The following is a 22,277-nucleotide window of genomic DNA, read 5'->3' as shown; positions in this document are numbered from 1 at the left end:
CAGGGAAGGGATCTCATGAGCGATTTTGTGGAACCAGAGAATAATCCTAAAGAGATGCGGCACGGATTTACAACGGGCGCTTGCGCGGCTGCGGCGGCGAAAGCCGCGGTCATGATGCTGTCCACCCATACCCGGGTTAATGAATCGACTATCTGGCTGCCCGCTGGATTTTTCCATACGTTTACGATCATAGATGGTGAATTCAGTGCGGATACGGCGACATGCGCCACGATCAAGGACGCGGGCGATGATCCGGACGCTACGCATAAGGCGAGAATTGTCGCCACGGCGGCATGGATAGACGGCAGCGGCATCGAACTTGATGGGGGCGTCGGGGTGGGGCGCGTAACCAAGCCGGGGCTTCCGATCCCGGTAGGCGAAGCGGCCATCAATCCGGTTCCCCGCCGGATGATCCGGAAGGAAGTTCAGGAAGTCCTGGAGGAGTTCGGGATTGACCGCGGCGTTAAAGTAGTGATTTCCGTGCCCGGCGGAGAAGAAATCGCCAAGAAGACATTGAACGGCCGTCTGGGCATTATCGGCGGAATATCGATTTTGGGTACGCGGGGGACAGTGGTGCCATTTTCCACGTCGGCGTATAAGGCGAGTATTATTCAAGCCATGCAGGTGGCCAGAGCTTCCGGCTGCACTCAGGTTGTTCTGACCACAGGAGGCAGCAGCGAGAAATACGCGATGAAGTTAAACCCGGAGCTTAGTGAGGAGTCTTTTATTCAGATGGGCGACTTCGTCGGCTTCTCTCTGCAGCATGCCAAACGCCTCGGAATGAGAACCATCAGCCTTGTCGGCATGATCGGTAAATTCTCAAAGGTAGCTCAGGGCGTGATGATGGTTCACTCCAAAAGCGCCGCCGTCGATTTCGGTTTTCTGGCCAGAGCCGCCGCAGAGACGGGTGCCACACCCGAACTGCAGGAGGCGATTCTGGAGTGCAACACAGCGACTCAAGCCGCCGAGCTCGTTATCGAGGCGGGCCTGCCTGGTTTTTTTGATAAATTAAGCGAATACGCCTGCCGTCACTGTCTTGAGCACATCGGGGGAGGAGTAACGGTTGAAATCGTGCTGGTCACGATGAAAGGCGAGATATTGGGGAGGGAGGAACATAGTGGATAGGCGCATCAAGATTATCGGTATCGGAGACGAAGGCCCCATGGGGCTGTCCGCAGCTTCCCTCGAATGGATTCATCGGGCGGATGTGCTTGCCGGCGGTGAGAGACATCTGTCCTTTTTCCCCGGTCACGGTGGAGAAACCTTTATATTGAAGGGAGGGCTGGGAAGCACTGTCGAACAACTGGCTGAACTAAGGGCGGACAAAGATGTCGTCGTGCTGGCTTCCGGTGATCCGTTGTTTTACGGTATCGCAAGTTTCATGGTGAAGAAGCTGGGTGTGGATGCGGTAGAAATCCATCCTCATGTAAGCTCAGTGCAATTGGCCTTTGCTAGAATGGGCGAAAGCTGGCAGGATGCCGCAATGGAAAGCGTCCACGGCCGAACGATGAAAGGGCTGGCACAGAAAGTCAGCGGCAAGGAAAAGATTGCTCTTTTAACCGATCACGAAAACAGTCCGTCCGCAATTGCCCGTTATCTGATCGATTTTGGGATCAATGAATATGACGCTTTTGTTGCGGAAAATTTGGGCGGCGAGCATGAAAGATGCGGATTCTGGACGTTGGAAGAGATGTCCCGGTCGGAATTTTCACCCCTGAATGTTGTCATCCTGCGCCGAAAGCCCGGGTTTACGGCACCGCAGTTCGGATTTGGCATAGAGGACGAGGAATTTTATCAGCGCAAGCCGGAAAAAGGATTGATTACCAAGAAGGAAGTCCGGGTACTCAGCCTGGCCGAACTTACGCTCAGAAAAGACAGCGTCGTGTGGGACATTGGAGCCGGCTCCGGATCGGTATCTGTCGAGTGTACGTTGTCGGCGCCTTACGGACAGGTGTTTGCCATCGAGAAAAACGCCGGAGATATAGAGAATATTGAGCTGAACCGGAAGAAATTCCATGCCGATTTCACGGTGATTCATGACAAAGCCCCGAATGGCTTGGATCAGCTTCCCGATCCGGATGCGGTGTTTATTGGCGGCAGCGGAGGGGAGCTGCGGGAGTTGATCCGGATCTGCTGCTCCCGGCTGAAAGCGGGAGGGCGAATTGTCGTGAATGCGGCTACGATCGAGACGCTGTCCGAAAGCCGGCAGGCGCTCGCCGATCACGGCTTCGATTCCCGGATTGCGCTGGTGCAGATTTCGCGCAGTAAACCGATTCTGAATATGACCCGCTTCGAAGGACTCAATCCCATTTATGTGATCACCGGCTTTTCGAAGCCCGGAAGTGAAAGAGGGGGAACCGAACAACCATGACAACTACAGCAGTAAAAACAGGAACCTTGTATGGGATCGGGGTAGGCCCGGGAGACCCGGAGTTAATCACGGTAAAGGCGTTCCGATTAATGAAGGAATGTCCGGTTATTGCCTATCCGAAGAAGCGAATGGGAGGCAAATCCTATGCTTTGGAAATCGTAGAATTATATATTAATACGGCGGAGAAAAACATGCTGGGGCTCGTATTTCCCATGACCAAGGATCAAGACACGCTTGACAGGGAGTGGAGCCGGACGGTTTCACAGTGCTGGGATCACCTGAAAGAAGGGCGTGATATCGCTTTTGTAACGGAAGGAGATCCTAATCTGTACAGCACCTTTATTCATATGGCCCGCCTGGTGCAGGAACTCCATCCGGAAGTCCCTGTTGTTTCCGTTCCGGGCATTTCCTCCGTCCTGGGGGCGGCCGCCCGCCTCGGACTCCCGCTGGCCGATGGGGATGAACAGGTGGCGATTGTGCCCGCCAGGAATGACCGTCAGGCAATGAAGAAAGCCCTTGAAGACCATGATGCGGTTGTGTTCATCAAGGTGGCTAAAGTGCTGGATTTGATCATCGATCTATTGGAGGAGATGGAGCTTGTGGGCAAAGCTTCGGTCGTAATGAAAGTAACTTCTTCCGACGAACTGATCTGGCGAAATGTGCGGGAATTAAAAGGCCAGGAGCTTGAATATTTGACGTTAATGGCGGTGAAAAAATAGTGAAGCTCGAACCGAGAGTGTACATTGTCGGCGCCGGTCCGGGAGATCCGGATCTCATTACGGTGAAAGGTCTGAACATCCTGATGAACGCCGATCTTGTCCTGTATACCGATTCGCTCGTAAACGAACAGCTTGTCTCCCGTGCCGGCAGTCATGCAGAGGTAGTGCAGAGCTCCGGGATGGATCTGGAGCAAATGGTCGATGTGATGGCAGAGGCCGTCCTGACCGGAAAAAGCGTGGCCCGGGTGCATACAGGCGACCCGGCCGTATACGGCGCAATCCTGGAGCAGATGGTTCTGCTGAAGCAGCGCGGTATCGCCTACGAGATCGTGCCGGGCGTCAGCTCCGTCTTTGCTGCGGCCGCCGTGTTGGGGGCCGAATTGACGGTGCCGGATTTGACCCAGACGGTCATTCTGACCCGGGCCGAAGGACGGACGCCCGTACCGGAACGGGAGAAGCTCCGCGACCTCGCCTCCCATCATTGTACGATCGCCCTGTTTTTAAGCGCCACGCTTGCTAAGAAGGTGGTTAAAGAGTTTGTGGAGGCGGGCTGGTCGGAGGACACGCCGGTAGCTGTCGTCCAGCGGGCCACATGGCCGGATCAGAAAATCGTGCGAACGACGCTCCGGCATCTTGACAGCGATTTGCGGCAGGCCGGAATTCGGATGCATGCCATGATTCTGGCGGGCTGGGCACTTGACCCGGGGATGGTCGACCGTGATGAACACCGCTCCAAGTTATATGACAAGTCGTTTACCCACGGTTACCGGAAAGGGCAGGCCGCTAATGACTAAGCCTTATGCTGCCGTCGCGATCACCAAGCATGGGGTGGAAATGGCCCGGAACCTGGCTGCGGGATTTCCTGGAACCGACCTTTACTATATGAGTAAATTCGCCCGCGGCGATGAGACGGAGCTGGGATACCGGATGTTCGAGGGGTCCGTAAAGCTGATTCTGCCGGACCTGTTCAAAGCCTATACAGGACTAATAATCATTATTTCTCTTGGAGCCGTCGTCCGCATGATCGCCCCGATTCTTGAAGACAAGAAAAAGGACCCGGCGGTCATCGTGATCGATGATCGCGGCCAGCATGTAATCAGTGTGCTTTCGGGCCATCTGGGCGGCGCCAATGAGTTGACGCTCGAGGTGGCGAAAGCACTTGGCGCCCGTCCTGTAATCACAACCGCGTCCGATGTGCAGGGGACGATCCCGGTGGATCTGTTCGGACGCGGATTCGGCTGGGAAATCGAAAGCTTCGACAAGGCGACACCCGTCAGCGCTTCGGTGGTCAATGAGGAGCGGATCGCCGTTGTGCAGGAAGCGGGCGAGACGAAGTGGTGGACGTATGACAAGCCGCTTCCGCCGCATATTACCGTTTACGGTCACGCCGTAGAAGCAATGCAAGCGGAGTTTGATGCGTCGCTGGTGGTTACAGACCGGCTGCTCGAGCCGCAGGAAGAAGCTGCGCTGCTTAAGAATGGGGTGCTGTACAGGCCCAAAACGCTTGTCCTCGGCATTGGCTGCAACAGGGGGACATCCGCGGAGGAGATTGAGCAGATGATCATAAGCACACTGTCCGAGCTTCGGCTGTCCGTCAAAAGTGTGCGCAATGCGGCCACCATCGTTCTGAAAAAGGATGAAGAGGGTCTCCTCGAAGTGTGCCGGAAGTATAAGTGGAAGCTTGAATTATATACACCGGACGAGCTGAATCAGGTTCCTCTTAAAAATCCGTCCGATACGGTATTTAAATATACGGGTGCATACGGGGTCAGCGAGCCTGCGGCGCTCCGCTCTTCCGGAGCGGTGGATTGGCTGCTGGAGAAAAGGAAGAGCGGCAACGTCACCATTTCCATCGCGCGCGTTCCGTTCCCTCCAGGCGGGCAGGTGGGTCTATGAGCGGGAACAGAAACCGTATCGTCATTGCCGGAACAGGCAGCGGCGCCGGTAAAACAACGGTTACGATCGGGTTAATGGCCGCCCTGAAGCGCCGCGGACTTCGGGTTCAGGGCTTCAAATGCGGTCCGGATTATATCGATCCAACCTATCATACTGCCGTAACGGGCAGGCAGTCGCGCAACCTGGACACCTGGATGCTGTCTCATGATACGATGCAGGAAATTTTTCTCCGGGCTTCCGAAGGAGCGGATGTCTCCGTTATTGAGGGCGTCATGGGGCTGTACGACGGGAAGGACCCGTTGTCCAATACCGGTTCCACGGCGGAAATTTCCGCCTTGCTTGAGAGTCCGGTCATTCTGGTTGTGAACGCGCAGAGCATGGCCCGCAGCGCGGCCGCTGTCGTACTGGGGTATCAGAAGCTGGACGAGAGTATCCGCATCGCCGGCGTAATCGTCAACAAGTGCGGAAGCCGGGGGCATTACCAGCTCGTCAAATCCGCGATTGAACAGGAATGCGGCATTCCTGTTGTCGGTTGGCTTCAGCGGGACGGCGGGTTGGACATTCCCGAGCGCCATTTGGGTCTGGTTCCGGCCATTGAACGGGGAGAGCTGGGCGGTTTGTTTGACCTTGCGGCCGATCTGGTCGAAGGCGGAGTGGATATCGAGTCGGTGCTATCCCTGGCGGGTACAGCCCCGGTGCTTGCATGGCCGAAGGAACGGCTGTTCAGCGGCGGACCGCGCCCGGACTCAGGGCCGACGATTGCTGTCGCCCGGGACGCGGCGTTCAATTTCTACTACCGTGAGAACCTGGAACTGCTAGAGCAGTATGGCGCCAGGCTGGTGTATTTCAGCCCCCTGGCGGGCGATACCGTGCCGGGGGATGCGGACGGTCTTTATCTCGGCGGCGGATTCCCCGAGGAGTTTGCCGCCAGGTTGGCGGCGGATGGCCGGGTGAAGCGGGATCTGCAAGCCCGCATTCTGGAAGGGCTGCCGGTCTTCGCCGAGTGCGGAGGGTATATGTATCTTACTCGTTCGATTACCGACCGCGCCGGAGAAACCCATGCCATGGTCGGACTTATCCCTGCGGATGTTGCCATGCAGGATAAGCTCACTGCTTTAGGCTACCGTGAGGCCACGGCGCTCCGGGATTGTCTGCTCATGGAAGAGGGCGAGGCCATTCGGGGCCATGAATTCCATTATTCCAAACTGACGGCGGACCAGGAGGATTACCCTTATGTTTATGAAACGAAAGGTCTGCGCGGAACGGGATTTGAAGGCTACCACTCGGATAATGTGATGGCAGGCTACACGCATCTTCATTTTGCGTCCAATCCGAAAGTCGCGGAGCGCTTCATACAACGCTGCTTGCAATATAGCCGGAAAAGAGGCGAAGCTAGTGGAACAGCCTGACCGCAGAGCGAACCGCAAGGGTTATACCCTTGTTTATACAGGCGACGGCAAAGGCAAAACAACAGCCGCTCTGGGGCTCGCGGTGCGGGCTTCGGGACGCGGCTACAAAGTGCTGATTCTGCAATTTATCAAGTCACCCCAGAGAACATACGGAGAACATATCGCTCTTCGTAAACTAGGGGTGGAGATCCGTCAGCTTGGCGTGGGATTCACCTGGACGAAGACACCGGAGGAGCACCGCTCCGCTCTGCGGGAGGCTTGGGCTTCCGCCAGAGAAGAAGTGCTTGGCGGCGACTGGGATGTAGTGGTACTGGACGAAATCAACAATGCGCTCGCGATCGAGAAATTCCCGGTTGATGACGTCCTTCCCCTTGGCGAAGTACTCGATTTAATCAGGCAAAGGCCGAAGCATTTGCATCTGGTCCTGACCGGGCGTCAGGCGAAACCGGAAATCCTGGAACTGGCGGACCTGGTGTCTGAGGTTCAGGCGGTTAAGCATTATTACAATGATGGAGTGCCCGCGGTTCTCGGGATTGAATATTGACCTTGGGCGCAGCAGGGAGGAAATGATGCTCGAAGCGGAGTCGTATGAAAAGAAGCTGATTCTTGCCACCGGAGGGGCGCGAAGCGGCAAGAGCCGTTTTGCCGAACAGTATGCCGGGGAACTGGGACTGACCCGGGGGCAGGAAGTCGTATATATTGCCACATCCCAGCTCTATGATGACGAGATGAAAAGACGGGCGGCATTGCACCGGGACCGGCGGCCCGCAGAATGGCGGACGGTCGAAGAGCCGTACGAGCTGGAGTCGGTCATCCGGCGGCTTTCGGAAGAACAGGTATCCGTTGTCTTGATCGATTGTATTACCTTATGGATTTCGAACCTGCTGTTACAGCCGGATGAATCAGGACAAGAGCGGTGGATGAAGCCGGAGCATAGTGAATCTATTCTTGGGCGAATCAAGGAGCTTGCCCGCCTGCTGAAGCAGGCTCCTTTTTCATCGGTTCTCGTTACCAATGAAGTAGGCGACTCTCTTGTTCCCGAGTATCCCTTGGGCAGAGTTTACCGTGACCTTGCCGGGCAGGTGAATCAGGCGCTTGCGGAACAGGCCGATGAAGTATATCTGGTCGTTTGCGGAATTCCTTTGAATTTACGGGAAGCGGCCTGGCGGTCCGGCGGAAAGGGGCAGTAACTTTTGCAGGGAATTATGTTTGTGATTACAGCGATTTTCATTGATCTGCTGGTCGGCGACCCGCGCGGCATCCCGCATCCGGTGATTGGGATAGGAAAGATCATATCCGTCGCAGAATCGGCCCTGCGCAAGTGGGGAACGGGGCGGACGAAGGAGAGAGCGCTTGGGGTGCTCCTTGTCCTGGTGGTGCTGTCCGCCGTTTACGCCGCCGCTTTCCTGATTCTATGGCTTGCCGGACTCATTCACCCTATAATCCGGGTACTGGCGGCGGTCTGGCTGATTTCAACCACGATTGCCATCAAAGGCTTGGGTGACGCGGCCATGCAGGTCTTCCGTCCATTGGTCAAGGGGGATTTGGACAGCGCCAGAACCTATGTCGGCTACATTGTGGGCAGGGAAACGCATTCTTTAACGGAACGGGAAGTCACGAGAGCCACCGTGGAGACGGTCGCCGAGAATATTGTCGATGCCGTGGTTGCTCCTCTGTTCTATGCGCTGATCGGCGGGGCTCCCCTGGCTTTACTGTACCGTGCGGTGAATACCCTGGATTCGATGGTCGGCTATAAGAACGATAAATACCGGTATTTCGGCTGGGCTTCCGCCAGGCTTGACGATGTGCTGAATTATATCCCTGCCAGAATAACGGGGCTGCTGCTCTGGGCGGCGGCGCTTATGACGAAAGGGCTGAATGCCGGAAGGGCTTGGCAGGCCATGCGTCGCGATGCCGCGAAGCATCCGAGCCCGAACAGCGGCATCCCTGAGGCCGCAGTCGCCGGAGCGCTGGGGATTCAGCTCGGCGGGTTCAACAGCTATGGCGGCATTGTATCGGAGAGAGCCAGAATGGGAACCGCCGTCAGGGAATTTGCAGCGGAAGATATCCGGCAGACGATAAGAATTCTGAGGCTGACCGCGGCAATCATCGTGATCCTGCTGCTGGTCGCTGCGGGAAGTCTTTATATTGGAGAGAAAAGATGAGACAATGGCTGGTTTCTTTAATTGTGGCATTCCAGTTTCTTACCCGGCTCCCGATTCCCGTTCAAGTGGAATATGACAAGCGCTATGTAAGCCGGAGTGTACTGTTTTATCCGGTTGTAGGGTTTGTCATCGGTGCTATTCTTTATCTGGCTTTGGTGGTGCTGTCATCTGGCGCTCCTCCTCTCGATGCGGCTGTACTGCTGCTCATTTGGACCCTTCTGACCGGCGGATTGCATCTGGACGGATTGATGGATACGGCGGACGGTCTCGGAAGCCATCGGCCGCGTGAGCAGATGCTGGCGATCATGAAGGACAGCCGTGTAGGAGCAATGGGTGTTTTGGCGGCGTTCTTCGTGCTGATAGTGAAGTGGGCTTCCCTTTGGACTCTGCTTGACAGACTGCGGCAGGGCTCGATATCCGGGAGCATGCTGCTCTGCTTGCTGCTGACCGTTCCGGCCGTGAGCCGGGGGGCTATGGTGGCTGCGATTGTCCGGCGGCCTTATATTGGAGGGGAGCAAGGCATGGGAGGGCTGTTCCAAGAAGCTCATGCCGGTTATCTTGCAGGAGCCTTGCTGCTGCTGCTGTTCCCGGTTATTCTCTGGCCTTCCTTCGGATCGATCTGGCTCATCGGCGTTCAAGCTACTACTGCCTGGTTGTGCGTCAGTTATTTTATCCGGCGGCTTGGAGGTTTAACCGGGGATACGTATGGAGCTTTAAACGAGCTGGTAGAGACCGTGGGTCTGCTGGCTGCGGTATATATCTCGTTCTAAAACAAGGGGGGAAAGGCATGCTTGAGCGAAACGGCCATGGAGGGGACTTGGCTACGGCGGTGGAACTGTTTGGAGTTCCGGTCCGGGAAATACTTGATTTCAGCGCGAATATTAATCCCTTAGGCCCGCCGCCGGGGTTAAAGGATATTCTTCAGGAGGAATGGGCGGGGCTGGTTCACTATCCCGACCCTGAATCCCGGGAACTGCGAAGAGCCATTTCGCAAAAATACAATATTGATCCTGCTTCCATTCTGGTTGGCAACGGAGCCGCCGAAGTCATTGATTTGATCGTGCGAGGGTTTAAGCCGGGTAAAGTGGCGGTGGTCGATCCGGCGTTTCTGGAATATGCGGAAGCCGCGTTAAAAGCCGGTGCCGAAATTCTATCCGTTCCCGCCTCTGCGGAAGACGGCTTCGCCATTCCCGAGGAAGCGCTGCTCGCCGCCTGCAAAGAAGCGGACCTGTTGTTTATTGGGCAGCCCAACAATCCTACGGGACAGTGGCTTCACAGGGACGCCGTGGTTCGTCTTGCGGACACAGCCGTAACGCATAATACCATACTCGTTCTCGACGAGGCGTTCATTGACTTTTTCGAGGACGAGAGAGAGCTGTCTTTCATACGCGAGGCGGCATATTCCAGGCATGTGATCGTTATTCGGTCCATGACCAAATTTTATGGCATTCCCGGATTGCGCCTTGGTTACGCCGTAGCCCATCCGGACAATATCTCGTTTATTCGGAAGCTGCAGGTGCCTTGGAGCGTTAATCATTTGGCGCAAAAAGCCGGGGTGTTCGCATTAAAGCAGAACGAATACGAAATGCGCACGAAGCGGCTCATCGCCGTGGAGCGGGCTTGGCTTGAAGAGGAATTAAAGCGAATCGGCTGCCTGCCGTTTCCGGGCAAAGCCAATTTTATTCTGGTTCGCACTGGCGCGACGGGGCCGGATGCCTCGGACTTGCAGCTCACATTGGGGAAGGAAGGCATTCTGATTCGCGGGTGCACAGGCTTTGCCGGTCTTGATACGCGGTACTTTAGGATTGCGGTTAGAACATGCATGGAGAATGAACGCTTGATTGCCGCGCTGCGCGGCGCTCTCTGCAATCGGCAGGAAGCGGAGGGGACAGATTGGACGTCCCGCTAACCAAGATTATTTTTGCCAGGCATGGAGCTACGGATTGGAATGCGCAGCGGCGCTACATCGGACATACGGATCAGCCGTTAAATGAGCTGGGTAGGCATCAGGCGAAGGAGCTCGGCAGCGCATTGGTGCACTTCCGTTTGGATGCCATTTATTGCAGCGATCTGTGGAGAGCCCGCGAGACAGCTTGCGAAGTGCAGCGGGCGGTATATGATGCAGGCCAAAGCCGACCTCCATTATTTGAGGATGCGAGGCTGAAAGAAACGGATTTCGGCTGGATTGAAGGATTGACTTATGAAGAAGCGATGGCCCGCTTTCCCGAAGAAATGACCCGGTGGTACGAGCAGATGGAGACGCAGACCCCGCCCGGCGGGAAAGAATCGCTATCCGATGTCCGCAGCCGGATATGCCATTTTATGAAGGAAGTGAGCGGGCAGGACTACAGCAGGATTCTGATTGTTACCCATGGCGGAGTCATTAATTCATGGCTCGAGCATATCGGGAAGAAGCCATTCTGGGAGAATCCCCTTAAGCATGGGGAGTGGACTGAATGCGATGGTCAAGAGGTGAGGGAAACTGAGTAAAGCGAAAACGATCATGTTCCAGGGGACAGCATCTGACGTAGGCAAAAGCATTATCACCACGGCGGTGTGCCGAATTTTTTATCAGGACGGGTTCAAGACGGCGCCTTACAAATCGCAAAATATGGCGCTGAACTCCTACGTTACGTTATGCGGCAAAGAGATCGGCCGGGCGCAGGGCGTTCAGGCGGAAGCCTGCGGGATTACGGCTACAACGGACATGAACCCCATTCTTATCAAACCGACAAGGGATATGACTGCCCAGGTTGTCGTCCACGGCAGGCCCCATGCGGAAATGAGCGCCCGGCGCTACCGTGAGGAGTACTTGCCCATAGCGGGTACAATTGTTCGGGACGCCCTTGACCGCTTGAAGTCTGAGTATGATGTGATCGTCATCGAAGGTGCGGGAAGCCCGGCGGAAATCAATTTGAAGGACCGGGATATTGTCAATATGCGTCTGGCGGAGTGGGCGGATGCTCCGGTTGTTCTGGTCGCAGATATTGACCGCGGCGGTGTGTTTGCCTCTATCGTCGGAACGCTGGAGCTGCTTGAAGAGCATGAGCGGAACCGGGTAAAAGGCTTCATTATCAACAAATTCCGGGGGGATGTTACGATCCTGCAGCCCGGGCTCGACTGGCTGGAGCAGCGTACGGGGATACCTGTCCTTGGCGTAGTCCCCCACCTGAACGGGATCGATATCGAGGCCGAGGATTCGGTGGCCCTGGATCATCAGGAGGATAACCTGAAACCGGATGCCGACATCGATGTCGCTGTTATTCGGTTACCCCGGATTTCCAACTTTACGGATACCGACCCGCTCGGGGCTGAACCAGAGGTACAGGTGCGTTATGTACAGAGTCCTGAGGAACTGGGCAATCCCGATGTCATTCTGCTGCCTGGAACGAAGAATACACTGGCCGACCTGGGATTTTTACGGGAATCGGGACTGGCGGAAGCTGTAAGCAAAAAGGTCGAGTCCGGAACCCGTCTTGTGGGCATTTGCGGCGGATACCAGATGCTGGGGGCGAGGCTGAGCGATCCGCATCAAGTGGAGTCGGAAGAAGGGGAAGCGGCTGGACTGGGATATTTGCCGGCGGAAACGGTATTTTATTCGGATAAACGAACGGAGAGAGTCCGGGGAACTGTAGCTTGTAATCATCCGAAATGGGTGGAGCTGCAAGGCTTTTCCGTGGAGGGCTACGAAATTCATATGGGCAAAACGGAGAAGCTGGAACCCGTGGAAGGGCTGTTTCAGATCGGAGATCATGAAGATGGCATGCTGTCGGCCGACGGGAGGATATGGGGGACGTATCTGCACGGAATATTCGAAAACGATGAATTCCGGCGTAGATGGCTTAATCTGATCCGGCAAGAAAAAGGGCTTGCCCCTCTTCAAACGGGCATCCATTTCCAGAGCCGCAAAACGGCAGCGTTCGATCGATTGGCCGACCATATCAGAGCGCATCTCGATGTAGACAAAATATACCGGATTGCCGGATTAAAATAAGTAAGGAACCCGAGCCACCGTGAAAGCGGAAATGGTTCGGGTTCTTTTCCTTTTAGTCAAAAACAAACCTTCCAGACAATGGATATTGCGGAAGCGATGAACTGATGTGATTATTATGCTTCAATACTTTTCTGGGAGAAGATATTATTAGTTTTATCAGAAATAGGAGAGAAGACCCCTTCCACTGTAGGCAGGGGATGAATCGACTTCGGACAAGGGAGGGTCTTGGGCCCTCTGAATTGTCCGACATCTTCAAGTCTCCTAAGCTCCGATTTGTGCTCCTCTTCGATTGAATTCGCCTTCCACGCTTTCCTTTCGTGTCCCTCTCGCCTGGAAGCAACTTTTTTTCCTGGAAATTTCTTGAATAAGAACTTGTGTTCGGCTATAATTTGAGGTGAACGGGGGGGCCAAGTCTATGTTGATCAAAAAGGCCTACAAATTCCGCATCTATCCCACACCCAAACAAGTTTCAGTCATAAACAAGACGATTGGGTGCAGCCGTTTTGTATACAATCGTTTTCTGGCTCGGTGGAGGGATGCTTTCCAGAAGACAGGCAAAGGCTTAACCTACAATTCCTCATCAGCCGAATTAACCGGGCTCAAACAAGAATTGGCGTGGCTAGGCGAAGTAGACAGCACCGCTTTGCAATCGGCGCTTAAACATCTTGCCGATGCGTATAAACGATATTTTGAAAAGCAGAACGACGCTCCTTGTTTTAAAAGCAAGAAGAATCCGGTGCAATCCTACACCACACAGATCCAAAGGAAAAGCCAGTCTCCGGAAGTGAGTATTGCAGGCAGCCGCATCAAGCTTCCTAAACTAGGATGGGTGAAGTTCGCCAAAAGTCGGGAAGTGATCGGGCGCATCATGCATGCCACCATTCGGCGCAATCCCTCAGGAAAATACTTTGTATCCGTACTTGCGGAAACGGAAGTGCAGGCACTGCCCCCAGTCCATTCGGAGGTTGGCATTGACGTAGGACTCAAGGATTTTGCGGTTTTGTCGAGTGGTGAAGTGTTTGGCAATCCCAAATTCTTTCGTACCTTGGAGAATAAACTGGCCAAAGCCCAGCGCAAGCTCTCACGCCGGATGAAGGGCGGCTCGAACTGGAACAAACAGCGGATTAAAGTAGCTCGGATATATGAAGACATCAGCAATGCAAGGAAAGATTACCTGGATAAAGTCTCCACGCACATCGTTAAAAACCACGACAGGATTGCGATTGAAGACTTGCCAGTCCGAAACCTGCTCACAAACAAGAAGCTATCCAATGCGATTAGTGAAGCCTCCTGGTCCCTGTTTCGTAAGATGCTGGAATATAAATGTGCATGGTATGGTCGAGTATTGGTTACCGTAGGCCGTACCTTTGCATCCTCCCAATTATGTTCTTGCTGCGGCTACTGGAACCAAGAGGTTAAGAATCTAAACGTTCGCAAATGGACATGCCCGTCGTGTGGAACCGGCCATGACCGGGACTTGAATGCCAGTCTAAATATTCTGGCCGAAGGCAGAAGACTCCTTGAGGTGTGAATCTTACACGAACTGCCGGAACGGCAGGGTTAGCTTGGTAAACTTCTCTTTGGTAGAAGGGACTACCCAAGAATCTCCTTCCTCTAAGCCTCAGCGTAGGGGAGGGGAGTGTTCAATTATCTATGGAGGTATAACGGATGAGAAGCTTTTTTGTCAATAATGAATCAGTAGCTTTGCATGTGCTGGAGAACGAAGTTGCTTCTCCTAATGTGCCATCACTTCTGATTATTGGCGGATTATGGGAACCTGCGGGAGAGAGCGATACCCCTTCTGTCTGGGATTTCGAGTCATGTTGTCGCGTTTAGCTTTCGTGGTCGAGGTCTAAGCTCGACGCCCCAATCAGGCTATGATCTTACGGATCACCTTACTGATATTGAAACGATTGTTAAACATTGTGAACTTCAGAAATACTGCGTGCTAGGATTTTCTAGAGGAGCATCTTACGCCCTTGGGTGGAGTATACAGAATCAACATAATATGCAGGGTCTTATACTTGTGGACCAACCACCTATACATAGAAGTCTTACAGCAGAAACTGTACAAATGTGGTGTGAAATTGTTTACTTACAGGTTCCTATTTTAAACTTCATCCGCTCGGAAGCGCTTGAGGGGCTGGGAAATGATGCGAAGGAAGTAGACTTTTCTCCGCAATTATCGCAAATACAGTTACCCGTAACTCTTTTTGTCGGTAAAAATAAGGAATCCGTTATTCCATCGAATATTTCTGATGAAACCTTGCAATTGTATACTCAATCCTTTCCTTCTTGCCAAGTTGTTGACTTTCTGCAGTCTGGACACATGATTCCTGATGAGGAAGAAGATAAGTATATTGCTGAAGTTAACTTATTTATTAAGAAAATCTCAAAATTGCTGTAACCCGACTATATAAGGGGTGACAATAGAAGCAATGCTGAAGAAAGAAGAAATAAAGGCTTATTTAGCAAGAATAGGGATTAACGATATTCAGCCGCCTACCCAATCTTATTTATTTGAACTTCACAGAGCTCATGTGAAAAACATTCCATGGGAAACCGTCGATATTTTTGCCGGAAGGCCGGTTTCTATCGATGTCAGAGAATCCGTACAACTTATGATAAACCGCAGAAGCGGTTATTGTTTTCACCTCAATGGAGCGTTTAGCGCACTCCTTCGTTCCTTGGGTTATCAGGTTTCATGGCATAGGGGCGGCGTCCAGCCAGTGGGAGAAGAACCTCGGATAGACTCTTTTCACCTTGGATTAACCGTAAGCATGGACAATGAACAGGAGAACGAGAGCTGGATTGTTGATGTTGGTCTGGGGGATATGCCCTATGAACCGCTTCCGCTTCATGCAGGAGCCTATGAACAGGGGCCTTTTACATATAAAGTCAAGGAATCCGGAGTAGTCAAGAACGGTTGGAGATTGGAGCAGGATCTTCCCGCTCCGTTCATTGGAGTGGATTTTGCTCCCGAGGCTGTGCTTAATATGAAAGAGTTCGAGCAGAAACACGATCATTATAGTCGGTCAGCGGAATCACCTTGGATGAATCTGTTCCTTATTCAGCATAGGCATGCTTCAGGAAGCAATGAACTTAGAGGTTGTATCTGGAGCAAACGGGAGAAAACGGGTGTTGAGAAAGTAGAGATACGTAACAAATCGCAATGGTTTGAAGTGCTGGGGGATATTTTTGGTGAACACCTCGTTAACTATTCCAGCCAAGAGCGGGATGATCTATGGAAGAAAGTACTGAGGAACCATGAAGAATGGAAAAAATCAACAACTAGATGGTATGATTGATTCCTTTTTATGACATGATGTATTATTGAAATAACAAATTTAAAATAAAGGAGCTTGCCAAATGGCTGTTAACGCTTATCTGAATTTTAATGGCAATTGTCGTGAAGCTGTAGAGTTTTACGCACAGGTTTTTGGGACGGAGGAGCCTAAACTGATGACCTTTGGGGAGATGCCCCCGAACCCGGAATATCCGCTTCCGGAGGAAGCAAAAAACTTAATCATGCATACCCAGCTTGACATTTTCGGAAGCAATGTTATGTTTTCCGATGTTTTTCCCGGCATGCCTTTTGTGGTAGGAAGTAATATAAACCTTGCTCTAGTGACCGAAGACATTGAAGCCTTGCAATCTGCTTTCGGGAAACTCAAAGAAGGCGGAAAAGTAGGCATGGAGCTTCAAGAGACCTTTTGGAGCAAATGTTACGGAAGTCTGTCGGACAAGTTCGGTGTGGTATGGCAGTTCAACCTTGGCTCGGTGTAATAGTGAAAAGAAAGCGTTGTTAGCCCCGTGGCTCCGCTATAAGATAAATGAAAGGCCGCGTCCAAGAACGCGGCTTCTTTGAGTTAATTAAACTTTCTTAACGGCAGAAATGGCGTCGAACTTGTCTCTGTGCTCTGATTATCCATATGTCTTCCGCTCTGTCTGATCAATTTCAAACTGTCTAAAGAAATCAGAATGGTCTCCGTTCGTCTGCCTTTCATTCTATCGCTTCTTTTATACGGGAGCTTTCCCTGGGAAACTTTTCGACCTCTTCGTTTCAAGTTGTTATAGGAAGTTGTGTTATTCATACGTTTCCGGTATCTCTTCGCGCTTATCGTCTTGCGTTTCCTGATTTTTTGCTTCGTATTAGCAGGATGTATATGAGCAGGATGTACTTGAACAGGAGGATGCACTCCAACTGGATGCGCTTCAAATGGTTGTACTTCTGGATGCACTTCAGCCGGATGTACTTCAGGGGGATCTGCTTCCGCCGTATTTTCAGGTGCCTGTTGCCTCCACGGTGTCAGGTCGAGGTAATTCCGGTACAATTCCGCGCCTGAAGAATTATTGTCCCAGCACTTTTCGGTTCCCGCAAAATGGACAATTTTATTATTAAAGTCATGATCGGTAACGCCCATGCTAAATAAATTAAAACGCAAATCCAACGGGACGTAATTTCTTCCGTAAACTACATTTAATGCATCCTGATCAGGCATGCTGGTATCGGGGGAATTCCGAAAAAAGTTAAGCGTTTCTTCGTACCAGCCAACATTTTTGCGGATATTACTCAAGGAAAATAAAATAACTCCGGAATTAAAATAAAGCTCTGGATTTAACCCCTTGGAGCTGATAATATGCGCCACTTCCATAATGCCCTGATCCTTGATTGCGGCCAAATAACCTTCACCCAAGTCTACTTGCCACAGCTCCGCAATGTCCATGTTTACCAAAACATCGCAGTCCAGATAAATGATTTTGTCTACCGGAATTAATGCGGGAAGAAGCAATCGATACATGCAGGCCTGCGTCCAGGCGTTAATTGAGCCAATACCGGCCATTACCTGAAGCAGATCATAGGGTAGAGTCATGGAATAGAAATTAATCGTCTGGTTATATCCGGTGGCTAATTCAATGAGTTTTCGCTGGTTCTCTTCGTTTAGCGTCTCATCATGCAAAATGTGAACATTAATAGGGGAATTTGTATTATGAAAAACTGACGCTAGAACGACCCCGGCGTGCTCAGCATACTTCCCATCCTTATCGTGAAAAGCCAAGACTAGTTCGATCATCTGATTTATCCTCTCATAAACGTTATTGTACGAATGTACCACATTATACGTTTGTCACGAACGAGTGATAAGGGCATTTCTCCTAAGTAATTGACCCAATTTCATGAGTGACAAAAATCAGACGATTGAAATTGCAGCTTTCATCTCCCTTATAGAAAAGGACTTCAAAGGCAACCGATTATAAGGTATAATGCGACTGCACCTCGTATCCTCAGAAAGTAAAATCTATTTTGTTGGAGAGAATCGATGCATAAACAGTGGCCAACTGTGTTATTAACTGTGATATTTCTTATTATCATTCCTATATTATGGATATTTAATTATATGCATACAGCCTCTCAGCATACTTCGTCGCAAGGAGGGGTGCTGGATTTGCGGGAATGGGACTTTCAGGCGAATGGGGCTGTTCCGCTTCAAGGGGAATGGGAATTTTACCGCGATCAACTGCTGACCCCGGAAAGCTTTCAAACGGCTCATTCGTCTCCTGGCAAGACACCAGAGTATACGGGTCTAGTTCATGTACCAGGCATCTGGAATAGCTATATAGGCAGTGCCGGCAATCCCAAGGCTACTGGTTACGCGACGTTTCGCCTGCACGTTCTTGTCCCGGAGCACAAAAATAAAATTTACGGTATCATGACGGATAATATTCGGTCTGCGAACCGGATATTTATTAACGGGACAGAGGTCGGAGCGAGCGGTGACCCCGCTACGTCAAGCAGAGATGGTGTGCAGCGCAATATACCCTATGCCGGGTTTGCTTCTATTAATGGAGGCGAAATTGAAATTCTTGTGCAAATCGCCAACTACAGCTATTCATCGGGAGGGATGGTATACCCTATCTCGCTTGGTGACTATAAAACGATAATGAATATTGAAAAAACAGAATTTTTTGGCGATTCGCTGATCGCATTCGGCTTTCTAGTCTCAACCGTTTACTTTCTGCTGCTGTATCGATTGCGAAGACAGGAGTCTTCCCTTCTGTATTTGGGAGGGATTTCATTATTCGCCTGCATATATGTGCTGACTCATGGCGAGAAGATCATAGGAGACCTAGTTCCCGCTCTTCCTTATGATGTGGTATTAAGACTGCAGATGATATCTTCTGTGGGAGTGTACTTTTGCTTCGTTCATTATGTTGCGGCGTACTCCCCGGCGGCCGTTCACAGACCTGTGATGCTGCTGTACAGATGGATTACCGGGATCGACCTGATTGTGGCGGTATGTGTTCCTACACTTCTGTTCTCCAAGTGGGATGGGATCTGGCTCGTTTGGTCTGTGTGCTTTGTCGGATATATTATTTATTTGATGATAAGAAACTTGCGTTTGCGCACCGTGGACAGGTTCTTCATGCTTGTAAATATTATAAGTCTGCTTATCGTCATTATTGTCAGTCTGCTAAATGTATATGGCAAGCTGGAGAGTCAATTGCTGAGCTCTTACGGTATACTGCTCTTTCTTATAGCACAAGCGCTGCAGTCCGCTTTTCGATCTGCGAACTCTTTCCATGAAGTAGAGCAGCTGTCGCAAAAGCTTCTGACGCTTGACGGGCTAAAGGACGAATTCATGGCCAGCACGTCTCATGAACTGCGGACACCGCTCCATGGTATTGTAAATATGTCGTCTTCTCTGCTGGAAGGGGTGGCGGGTGAACTGAATCCGAAGCAGAAGCATCATCTTTCCATGATTGCAGCGACAGGAAAGCGGCTATCCTTACTGGTTAATGATATTCTGGACTGGGCCAGGCTGAAAAATGGCGACATTATTCTTGCGCAGCGTCCGGTAGATCTTCTGCCTGTTGTTTCAGTGGTTCTCGATATCCTTACCTTAACAACCGGCAGCGGCAAAAGACTGCAGTTCGTGCAGGAGTGGCCTGAAAATCTGCCGCTTCTGAATGCCGATGAAAATCGCTTCCAGCAAATTTTGTATAATTTATTGGGAAACGCCATTAAATTTACGGCTGAAGGAACTATAACTGTTTCTGCCGAAGATTGTGGCCGGGAAGTGAAGATTGCAGTGGCGGACACCGGGATTGGCATTGCCGCTGAACGGCATGATCAGATATTCCTGCCATTCGGGGAGATTGGAAAGCCGGTAGACCCTGCCTTCCTTGGAATGGGGCTTGGATTAAGCATTACCAAAAAACTCGTTGAACTTGGAGGCGGCCGGATTTGGGTGGAATCCGAGCCGGATAAAGGATCGGTATTTTACTTTACGGTTCCTGTGGCGGACATCTCCCGTTCTCCCGAATCGAAGACCGGATTAACACAAGTCACCTTCATTGGCCGCGCTCCAACTGCCCAGACAGAGGTTGCTGCCGCATTGGATATGAAGCCTGTGGAGGGTACTTTGTTAATTGTGGACGATGACCCTGTAAATCTGCAGGTATTAACGGATATCCTTTCCGTTAACAACTACCGCGTAGTTGCCGTCGATAAAGGGACCGCTGCATTGGAAGAGCTGTCGCTGAACCGAAATATCGATCTGGTTATTACCGACTGGATGATGCCGGGGATGTCAGGTCTGGAACTATGCAGGGAGATTCGCTTGACATTTCCGCTTTCCAGGTTGCCTGTTTTGATGCTGACGGCGCGAAGCCGCGCGGATGATATTGAGCTTGCCTTTCAGTCTGGAATAAATGATTTTCTGAGCAAACCCGTTGATGCAATAGAGTTAAGGGCGCGAGTACGCACCTTAATTACGCTTCGCCGATCCGTTCAGAACGCAGTGCGCACAGAGATGGCATTTTTGCAGGCGCAGATTAAACCGCATTTTTTGTATAATGCTCTTAACACAATCACCTATATGTCCAAAGTGGAATCATCCAAGGCAACCCAGCTGCTTCTGGATTTAAGCAAATATTTACGGGGAAGCTTCGACTTTCAGAACCGCGACAAGCTTATTCCGCTTCATAAAGAATTAGAGCTGGTCAAGGCATTCTTGTCTTTGGAAAGCGCGCGTTTCGAGGAGCGCCTGAACGTATCCTATGACATTCATGCGTCGATGAACGCTCTCCTTCCTCCTCTTACCATTCAACCGATTGTAGAGAATGCGGTCAGGCACGGTATTATGAAAAAAGCGGAAGGCGGCACCATTCAACTGTCCATTCAGGAAACCGACCAGATGATCAAGGTGACGGTAAAGGATGATGGGGTAGGGATGCCGAGGGAGCAGCTCGATATGATTTTGTCGGGGCAGTCAGGATCGGGTGTAGGGCTAATGAATATTGACAGGAGACTCCTGTCGCTGTATGGGAGGGGCTTGCAATTGGAGACCCGGCTGCTTCAGGGAACTGAGGTTTATTTTGAGATACCTAAAGAAACATCCGGCGGTTACCGCAAAGGAAAGGAGGGAGCTTTATCCTAACATGCATACTGATTGACGACGAAAAGCCTGCCCTGATGTATCTGGAAATGATGCTGCTCACCGATGGACGGTTTCGAATCGAAGGGAAATATACATCTGCCCAAGCAGGGCTGGGGCATCTGGCAGTGTCCAGAGTGGATGTTGTTTTTCTCGATATGGACATGCCTGAGATGAACGGGCTGGAAGCGGGGGAGCACATTCAGCAATTGAACAGTGACATTCGTATCGTCTATATAACAGCATATTCGGATTATGCGATTGAAGCCTTCGAAATTCATGCGCTTGACTATGTATTAAAGCCGATTGACCCGGATCGTTTGGCTAAAACACTTCATTATATCGAACGGAGCATCCCGGTCAGGGAAGTGAAAAGCTTCGGCAATTGGAGAGTACGCTGCTTTGGTCATTTATCTTTTGATGGCAGCGTGGGTAATGAGAGGCAGTTGAAGTGGAAGACGGCGAAAGCCCGAGAGCTGTTCGCTTATTTGCTCCATCACCGGGAGCGGTGGATTTCCAAGGATATCCTGCTGGAGACACTTTGGCCCGATTATCCCAAGGACAAGGCATTGACCTACTTACATACTACCGTCTCCCAGATTCGAAAGCTGGTCAAAGAGTGGCAGGGCCAAATATCCGTAGAATACGCTCTGGACAGCTACCGTCTCGTCTTGGATGGAATCTTGTGCGATGTATCGGAGTTTGAGCAGGCAACTGATAAAGAGTCTGCCATTACCGAACAGAACCGGCTTTTTTATGAAAATATCATTGCACTTTACCGCGGCGATTACCTGGAAGGCTATGATTATCCTTGGGCGGAGACGCTAAGGAGCAATTTGCAGGAACGTTATTTGAATTTCGTGATCAGGATTGCAGCTTATGATATGGAACATGGTTGTGAACGCAAAGCACTTGAGCGGCTGCATTTTGCTCAGCAAAAAGCCCCCTACTCGGAAGAAATATGCCGCCTCGTGCTTACCTCTTATGCTCAGCTTGGCGATTACGCTTCATTGAACCGTCATTACGAAGCCTTTGTTAAGCTCTTGCATACAGACCTTGGAATTGAACCCAGTCAGGAAACGATAAGTATCTATAATCAGTACGTTTAATGACAAGCCCTTCGGCCTTTCTTTATGAGGTCCTGGGGCTTTATTCGTTTTAGAATCGGTTTAGAGGCCTTTGCTATAATCACTTTGTGGAAAAATGTTGAAACAAGAAGAAATAGGACGAAAGGAGACTAAGGCAAGCGCACAGCATGAAATCGACAGATAACCGTAATAACAAA

The 22,277-nt window shown here is 51.3% G+C and carries 20 protein-coding genes; 19 read left to right on the top strand and 1 reads right to left on the bottom strand.

Annotation, left to right across the window (positions count from 1 at the left end):
- The first annotated feature begins 15 nt into the window (after nucleotides 1–15).
- The 17 genes from EH198_RS05695 (at nucleotide 16) to EH198_RS05615 (ending at nucleotide 16,340) form a co-directional block, all read left to right on the top strand.
- Nucleotides 16–1,125: a cobalt-precorrin-5B (C(1))-methyltransferase gene (locus EH198_RS05695; RefSeq protein ID WP_124694588.1), complete on the top strand. Its 1,110-nt coding sequence runs from the start codon at nucleotides 16–18 to the stop codon at nucleotides 1,123–1,125.
- On the top strand, nucleotides 1,118–2,371 hold the full coding sequence (gene cbiE / locus EH198_RS05690; protein WP_124694587.1) for a precorrin-6y C5,15-methyltransferase (decarboxylating) subunit CbiE: 1,254 nt from the start codon (nucleotides 1,118–1,120) through the stop codon (nucleotides 2,369–2,371). The genes EH198_RS05695 and cbiE overlap by 8 nt, the downstream gene beginning before the upstream one ends.
- Nucleotides 2,368–3,090 carry a precorrin-2 C(20)-methyltransferase gene (cobI, locus tag EH198_RS05685; protein ID WP_124694586.1) on the top strand — a complete coding sequence of 241 codons (723 nt, stop codon included), beginning with the start codon at nucleotides 2,368–2,370 and terminating at the stop codon, nucleotides 3,088–3,090. Before cbiE ends, cobI begins: the two co-directional genes overlap by 4 nt.
- Nucleotides 3,090–3,884, top strand: coding sequence for a precorrin-4 C(11)-methyltransferase (gene cobM / locus EH198_RS05680; protein WP_124694585.1), 795 nt, complete (start codon nucleotides 3,090–3,092; stop codon nucleotides 3,882–3,884). The genes cobI and cobM overlap by 1 nt, the downstream gene beginning before the upstream one ends.
- A complete protein-coding gene (locus EH198_RS05675; RefSeq protein ID WP_124694584.1) occupies nucleotides 3,877–4,986 on the top strand; it encodes a cobalt-precorrin 5A hydrolase in 1,110 nt (369 codons plus the stop codon). Before cobM ends, EH198_RS05675 begins: the two co-directional genes overlap by 8 nt.
- A complete protein-coding gene (locus EH198_RS05670; protein WP_124694583.1) occupies nucleotides 4,983–6,395 on the top strand; it encodes a cobyrinic acid a,c-diamide synthase CobB in 1,413 nt (470 codons plus the stop codon). Before EH198_RS05675 ends, EH198_RS05670 begins: the two co-directional genes overlap by 4 nt.
- Entirely contained in the window at nucleotides 6,382–6,939 is a 558-nt protein-coding gene (gene cobO / locus EH198_RS05665) for a cob(I)yrinic acid a,c-diamide adenosyltransferase (RefSeq protein ID WP_124694582.1), read from the top strand. Before EH198_RS05670 ends, cobO begins: the two co-directional genes overlap by 14 nt.
- A gap of 25 nt (nucleotides 6,940–6,964) precedes the next feature.
- Nucleotides 6,965–7,585: a bifunctional adenosylcobinamide kinase/adenosylcobinamide-phosphate guanylyltransferase gene (gene cobU / locus EH198_RS05660; protein WP_221621488.1), complete on the top strand. Its 621-nt coding sequence runs from the start codon at nucleotides 6,965–6,967 to the stop codon at nucleotides 7,583–7,585.
- A gap of 15 nt (nucleotides 7,586–7,600) precedes the next feature.
- Complete coding sequence (gene cbiB / locus EH198_RS05655; RefSeq protein WP_185702786.1) at nucleotides 7,601–8,560, top strand: adenosylcobinamide-phosphate synthase CbiB; 960 nt, start codon at nucleotides 7,601–7,603, stop codon at nucleotides 8,558–8,560.
- Entirely contained in the window at nucleotides 8,557–9,330 is a 774-nt protein-coding gene (gene cobS, locus EH198_RS05650) for an adenosylcobinamide-GDP ribazoletransferase (RefSeq protein ID WP_124694579.1), read from the top strand. Before cbiB ends, cobS begins: the two co-directional genes overlap by 4 nt.
- Before the next feature lie 17 nt (nucleotides 9,331–9,347).
- Complete coding sequence (gene cobD, locus EH198_RS05645; RefSeq protein WP_124694578.1) at nucleotides 9,348–10,469, top strand: threonine-phosphate decarboxylase CobD; 1,122 nt, start codon at nucleotides 9,348–9,350, stop codon at nucleotides 10,467–10,469.
- Nucleotides 10,454–11,050: a histidine phosphatase family protein gene (locus EH198_RS05640; RefSeq protein WP_185702769.1), complete on the top strand. Its 597-nt coding sequence runs from the start codon at nucleotides 10,454–10,456 to the stop codon at nucleotides 11,048–11,050. The genes cobD and EH198_RS05640 overlap by 16 nt, the downstream gene beginning before the upstream one ends.
- Before the next feature lie 13 nt (nucleotides 11,051–11,063).
- Complete coding sequence (locus EH198_RS05635) at nucleotides 11,064–12,554, top strand: cobyric acid synthase (protein WP_124694576.1); 1,491 nt, start codon at nucleotides 11,064–11,066, stop codon at nucleotides 12,552–12,554.
- A gap of 415 nt (nucleotides 12,555–12,969) precedes the next feature.
- Nucleotides 12,970–14,085, top strand: coding sequence for an IS200/IS605 family element RNA-guided endonuclease TnpB (tnpB, locus tag EH198_RS05630; protein WP_124694575.1), 1,116 nt, complete (start codon nucleotides 12,970–12,972; stop codon nucleotides 14,083–14,085).
- Nucleotides 14,086–14,313: 228 nt separating this feature from the next.
- Entirely contained in the window at nucleotides 14,314–14,961 is a 648-nt protein-coding gene (locus EH198_RS25305) for an alpha/beta fold hydrolase (RefSeq protein WP_124694574.1), read from the top strand.
- Between the two features lie 31 nt (nucleotides 14,962–14,992).
- Entirely contained in the window at nucleotides 14,993–15,862 is an 870-nt protein-coding gene (locus EH198_RS05620) for an arylamine N-acetyltransferase family protein (RefSeq protein WP_124694573.1), read from the top strand.
- Nucleotides 15,863–15,923: 61 nt separating this feature from the next.
- Nucleotides 15,924–16,340: a VOC family protein gene (locus tag EH198_RS05615; RefSeq protein WP_124694572.1), complete on the top strand. Its 417-nt coding sequence runs from the start codon at nucleotides 15,924–15,926 to the stop codon at nucleotides 16,338–16,340.
- A gap of 83 nt (nucleotides 16,341–16,423) precedes the next feature.
- Here EH198_RS05615 and EH198_RS05610 read toward each other — a convergent pair whose 3' ends face one another.
- Nucleotides 16,424–17,629, bottom strand: coding sequence for a glycosyltransferase family 8 protein (locus EH198_RS05610; RefSeq protein ID WP_124694571.1), 1,206 nt, complete (start codon nucleotides 17,627–17,629; stop codon nucleotides 16,424–16,426).
- A gap of 363 nt (nucleotides 17,630–17,992) precedes the next feature.
- On the opposite strand from EH198_RS05610, the gene EH198_RS05605 reads away from it, so the two are divergent.
- Nucleotides 17,993–20,995 carry a sensor histidine kinase gene (locus EH198_RS05605; RefSeq protein WP_246014133.1) on the top strand — a complete coding sequence of 1,001 codons (3,003 nt, stop codon included), beginning with the start codon at nucleotides 17,993–17,995 and terminating at the stop codon, nucleotides 20,993–20,995.
- Nucleotides 20,953–22,101 (top strand): response regulator, encoded by a 1,149-nt coding sequence (locus EH198_RS05600; protein ID WP_342772027.1) that lies wholly within the window; start codon nucleotides 20,953–20,955, stop codon nucleotides 22,099–22,101. Before EH198_RS05605 ends, EH198_RS05600 begins: the two co-directional genes overlap by 43 nt.
- The last annotated feature ends 176 nt before the right edge of the window (nucleotides 22,102–22,277 follow it).

It is taken from the genome of Paenibacillus rhizophilus (assembly GCF_003854965.1).
GTDB lineage: Bacteria > Bacillota > Bacilli > Paenibacillales > Paenibacillaceae > Paenibacillus_AQ > Paenibacillus_AQ rhizophilus.
This window is presented reverse-complemented; position numbering and strand designations above follow the sequence as displayed.

Excerpts from the sequence above, each read along its gene's own strand:
- EH198_RS05620 (WP_124694573.1), top strand. The coding sequence starts at position 14,993 with ATGCTGAAGAAAGAAGAAATAAAGGCTTATTTAGCAAGAATAGGGATT.
- tnpB (WP_124694575.1), top strand. The coding sequence starts at position 12,970 with ATGTTGATCAAAAAGGCCTACAAATTCCGCATCTATCCCACACCCAAA.
- cobI (WP_124694586.1), top strand. The coding sequence starts at position 2,368 with ATGACAACTACAGCAGTAAAAACAGGAACCTTGTATGGGATCGGGGTA.
- EH198_RS05635 (WP_124694576.1), top strand. The coding sequence starts at position 11,064 with ATGTTCCAGGGGACAGCATCTGACGTAGGCAAAAGCATTATCACCACG.
- EH198_RS05615 (WP_124694572.1), top strand. The coding sequence starts at position 15,924 with ATGGCTGTTAACGCTTATCTGAATTTTAATGGCAATTGTCGTGAAGCT.
- EH198_RS05695 (WP_124694588.1), top strand. The coding sequence starts at position 16 with ATGAGCGATTTTGTGGAACCAGAGAATAATCCTAAAGAGATGCGGCAC.
- EH198_RS05610 (WP_124694571.1), bottom strand. The coding sequence starts at position 17,629 with ATGATCGAACTAGTCTTGGCTTTTCACGATAAGGATGGGAAGTATGCT.
- cobD (WP_124694578.1), top strand. The coding sequence starts at position 9,348 with ATGCTTGAGCGAAACGGCCATGGAGGGGACTTGGCTACGGCGGTGGAA.
- cobS (WP_124694579.1), top strand. The coding sequence starts at position 8,557 with ATGAGACAATGGCTGGTTTCTTTAATTGTGGCATTCCAGTTTCTTACC.
- cobU (WP_221621488.1), top strand. The coding sequence starts at position 6,965 with ATGCTCGAAGCGGAGTCGTATGAAAAGAAGCTGATTCTTGCCACCGGA.
- EH198_RS05670 (WP_124694583.1), top strand. The coding sequence starts at position 4,983 with ATGAGCGGGAACAGAAACCGTATCGTCATTGCCGGAACAGGCAGCGGC.
- cbiB (WP_185702786.1), top strand. The coding sequence starts at position 7,601 with ATGTTTGTGATTACAGCGATTTTCATTGATCTGCTGGTCGGCGACCCG.
- EH198_RS05675 (WP_124694584.1), top strand. The coding sequence starts at position 3,877 with ATGACTAAGCCTTATGCTGCCGTCGCGATCACCAAGCATGGGGTGGAA.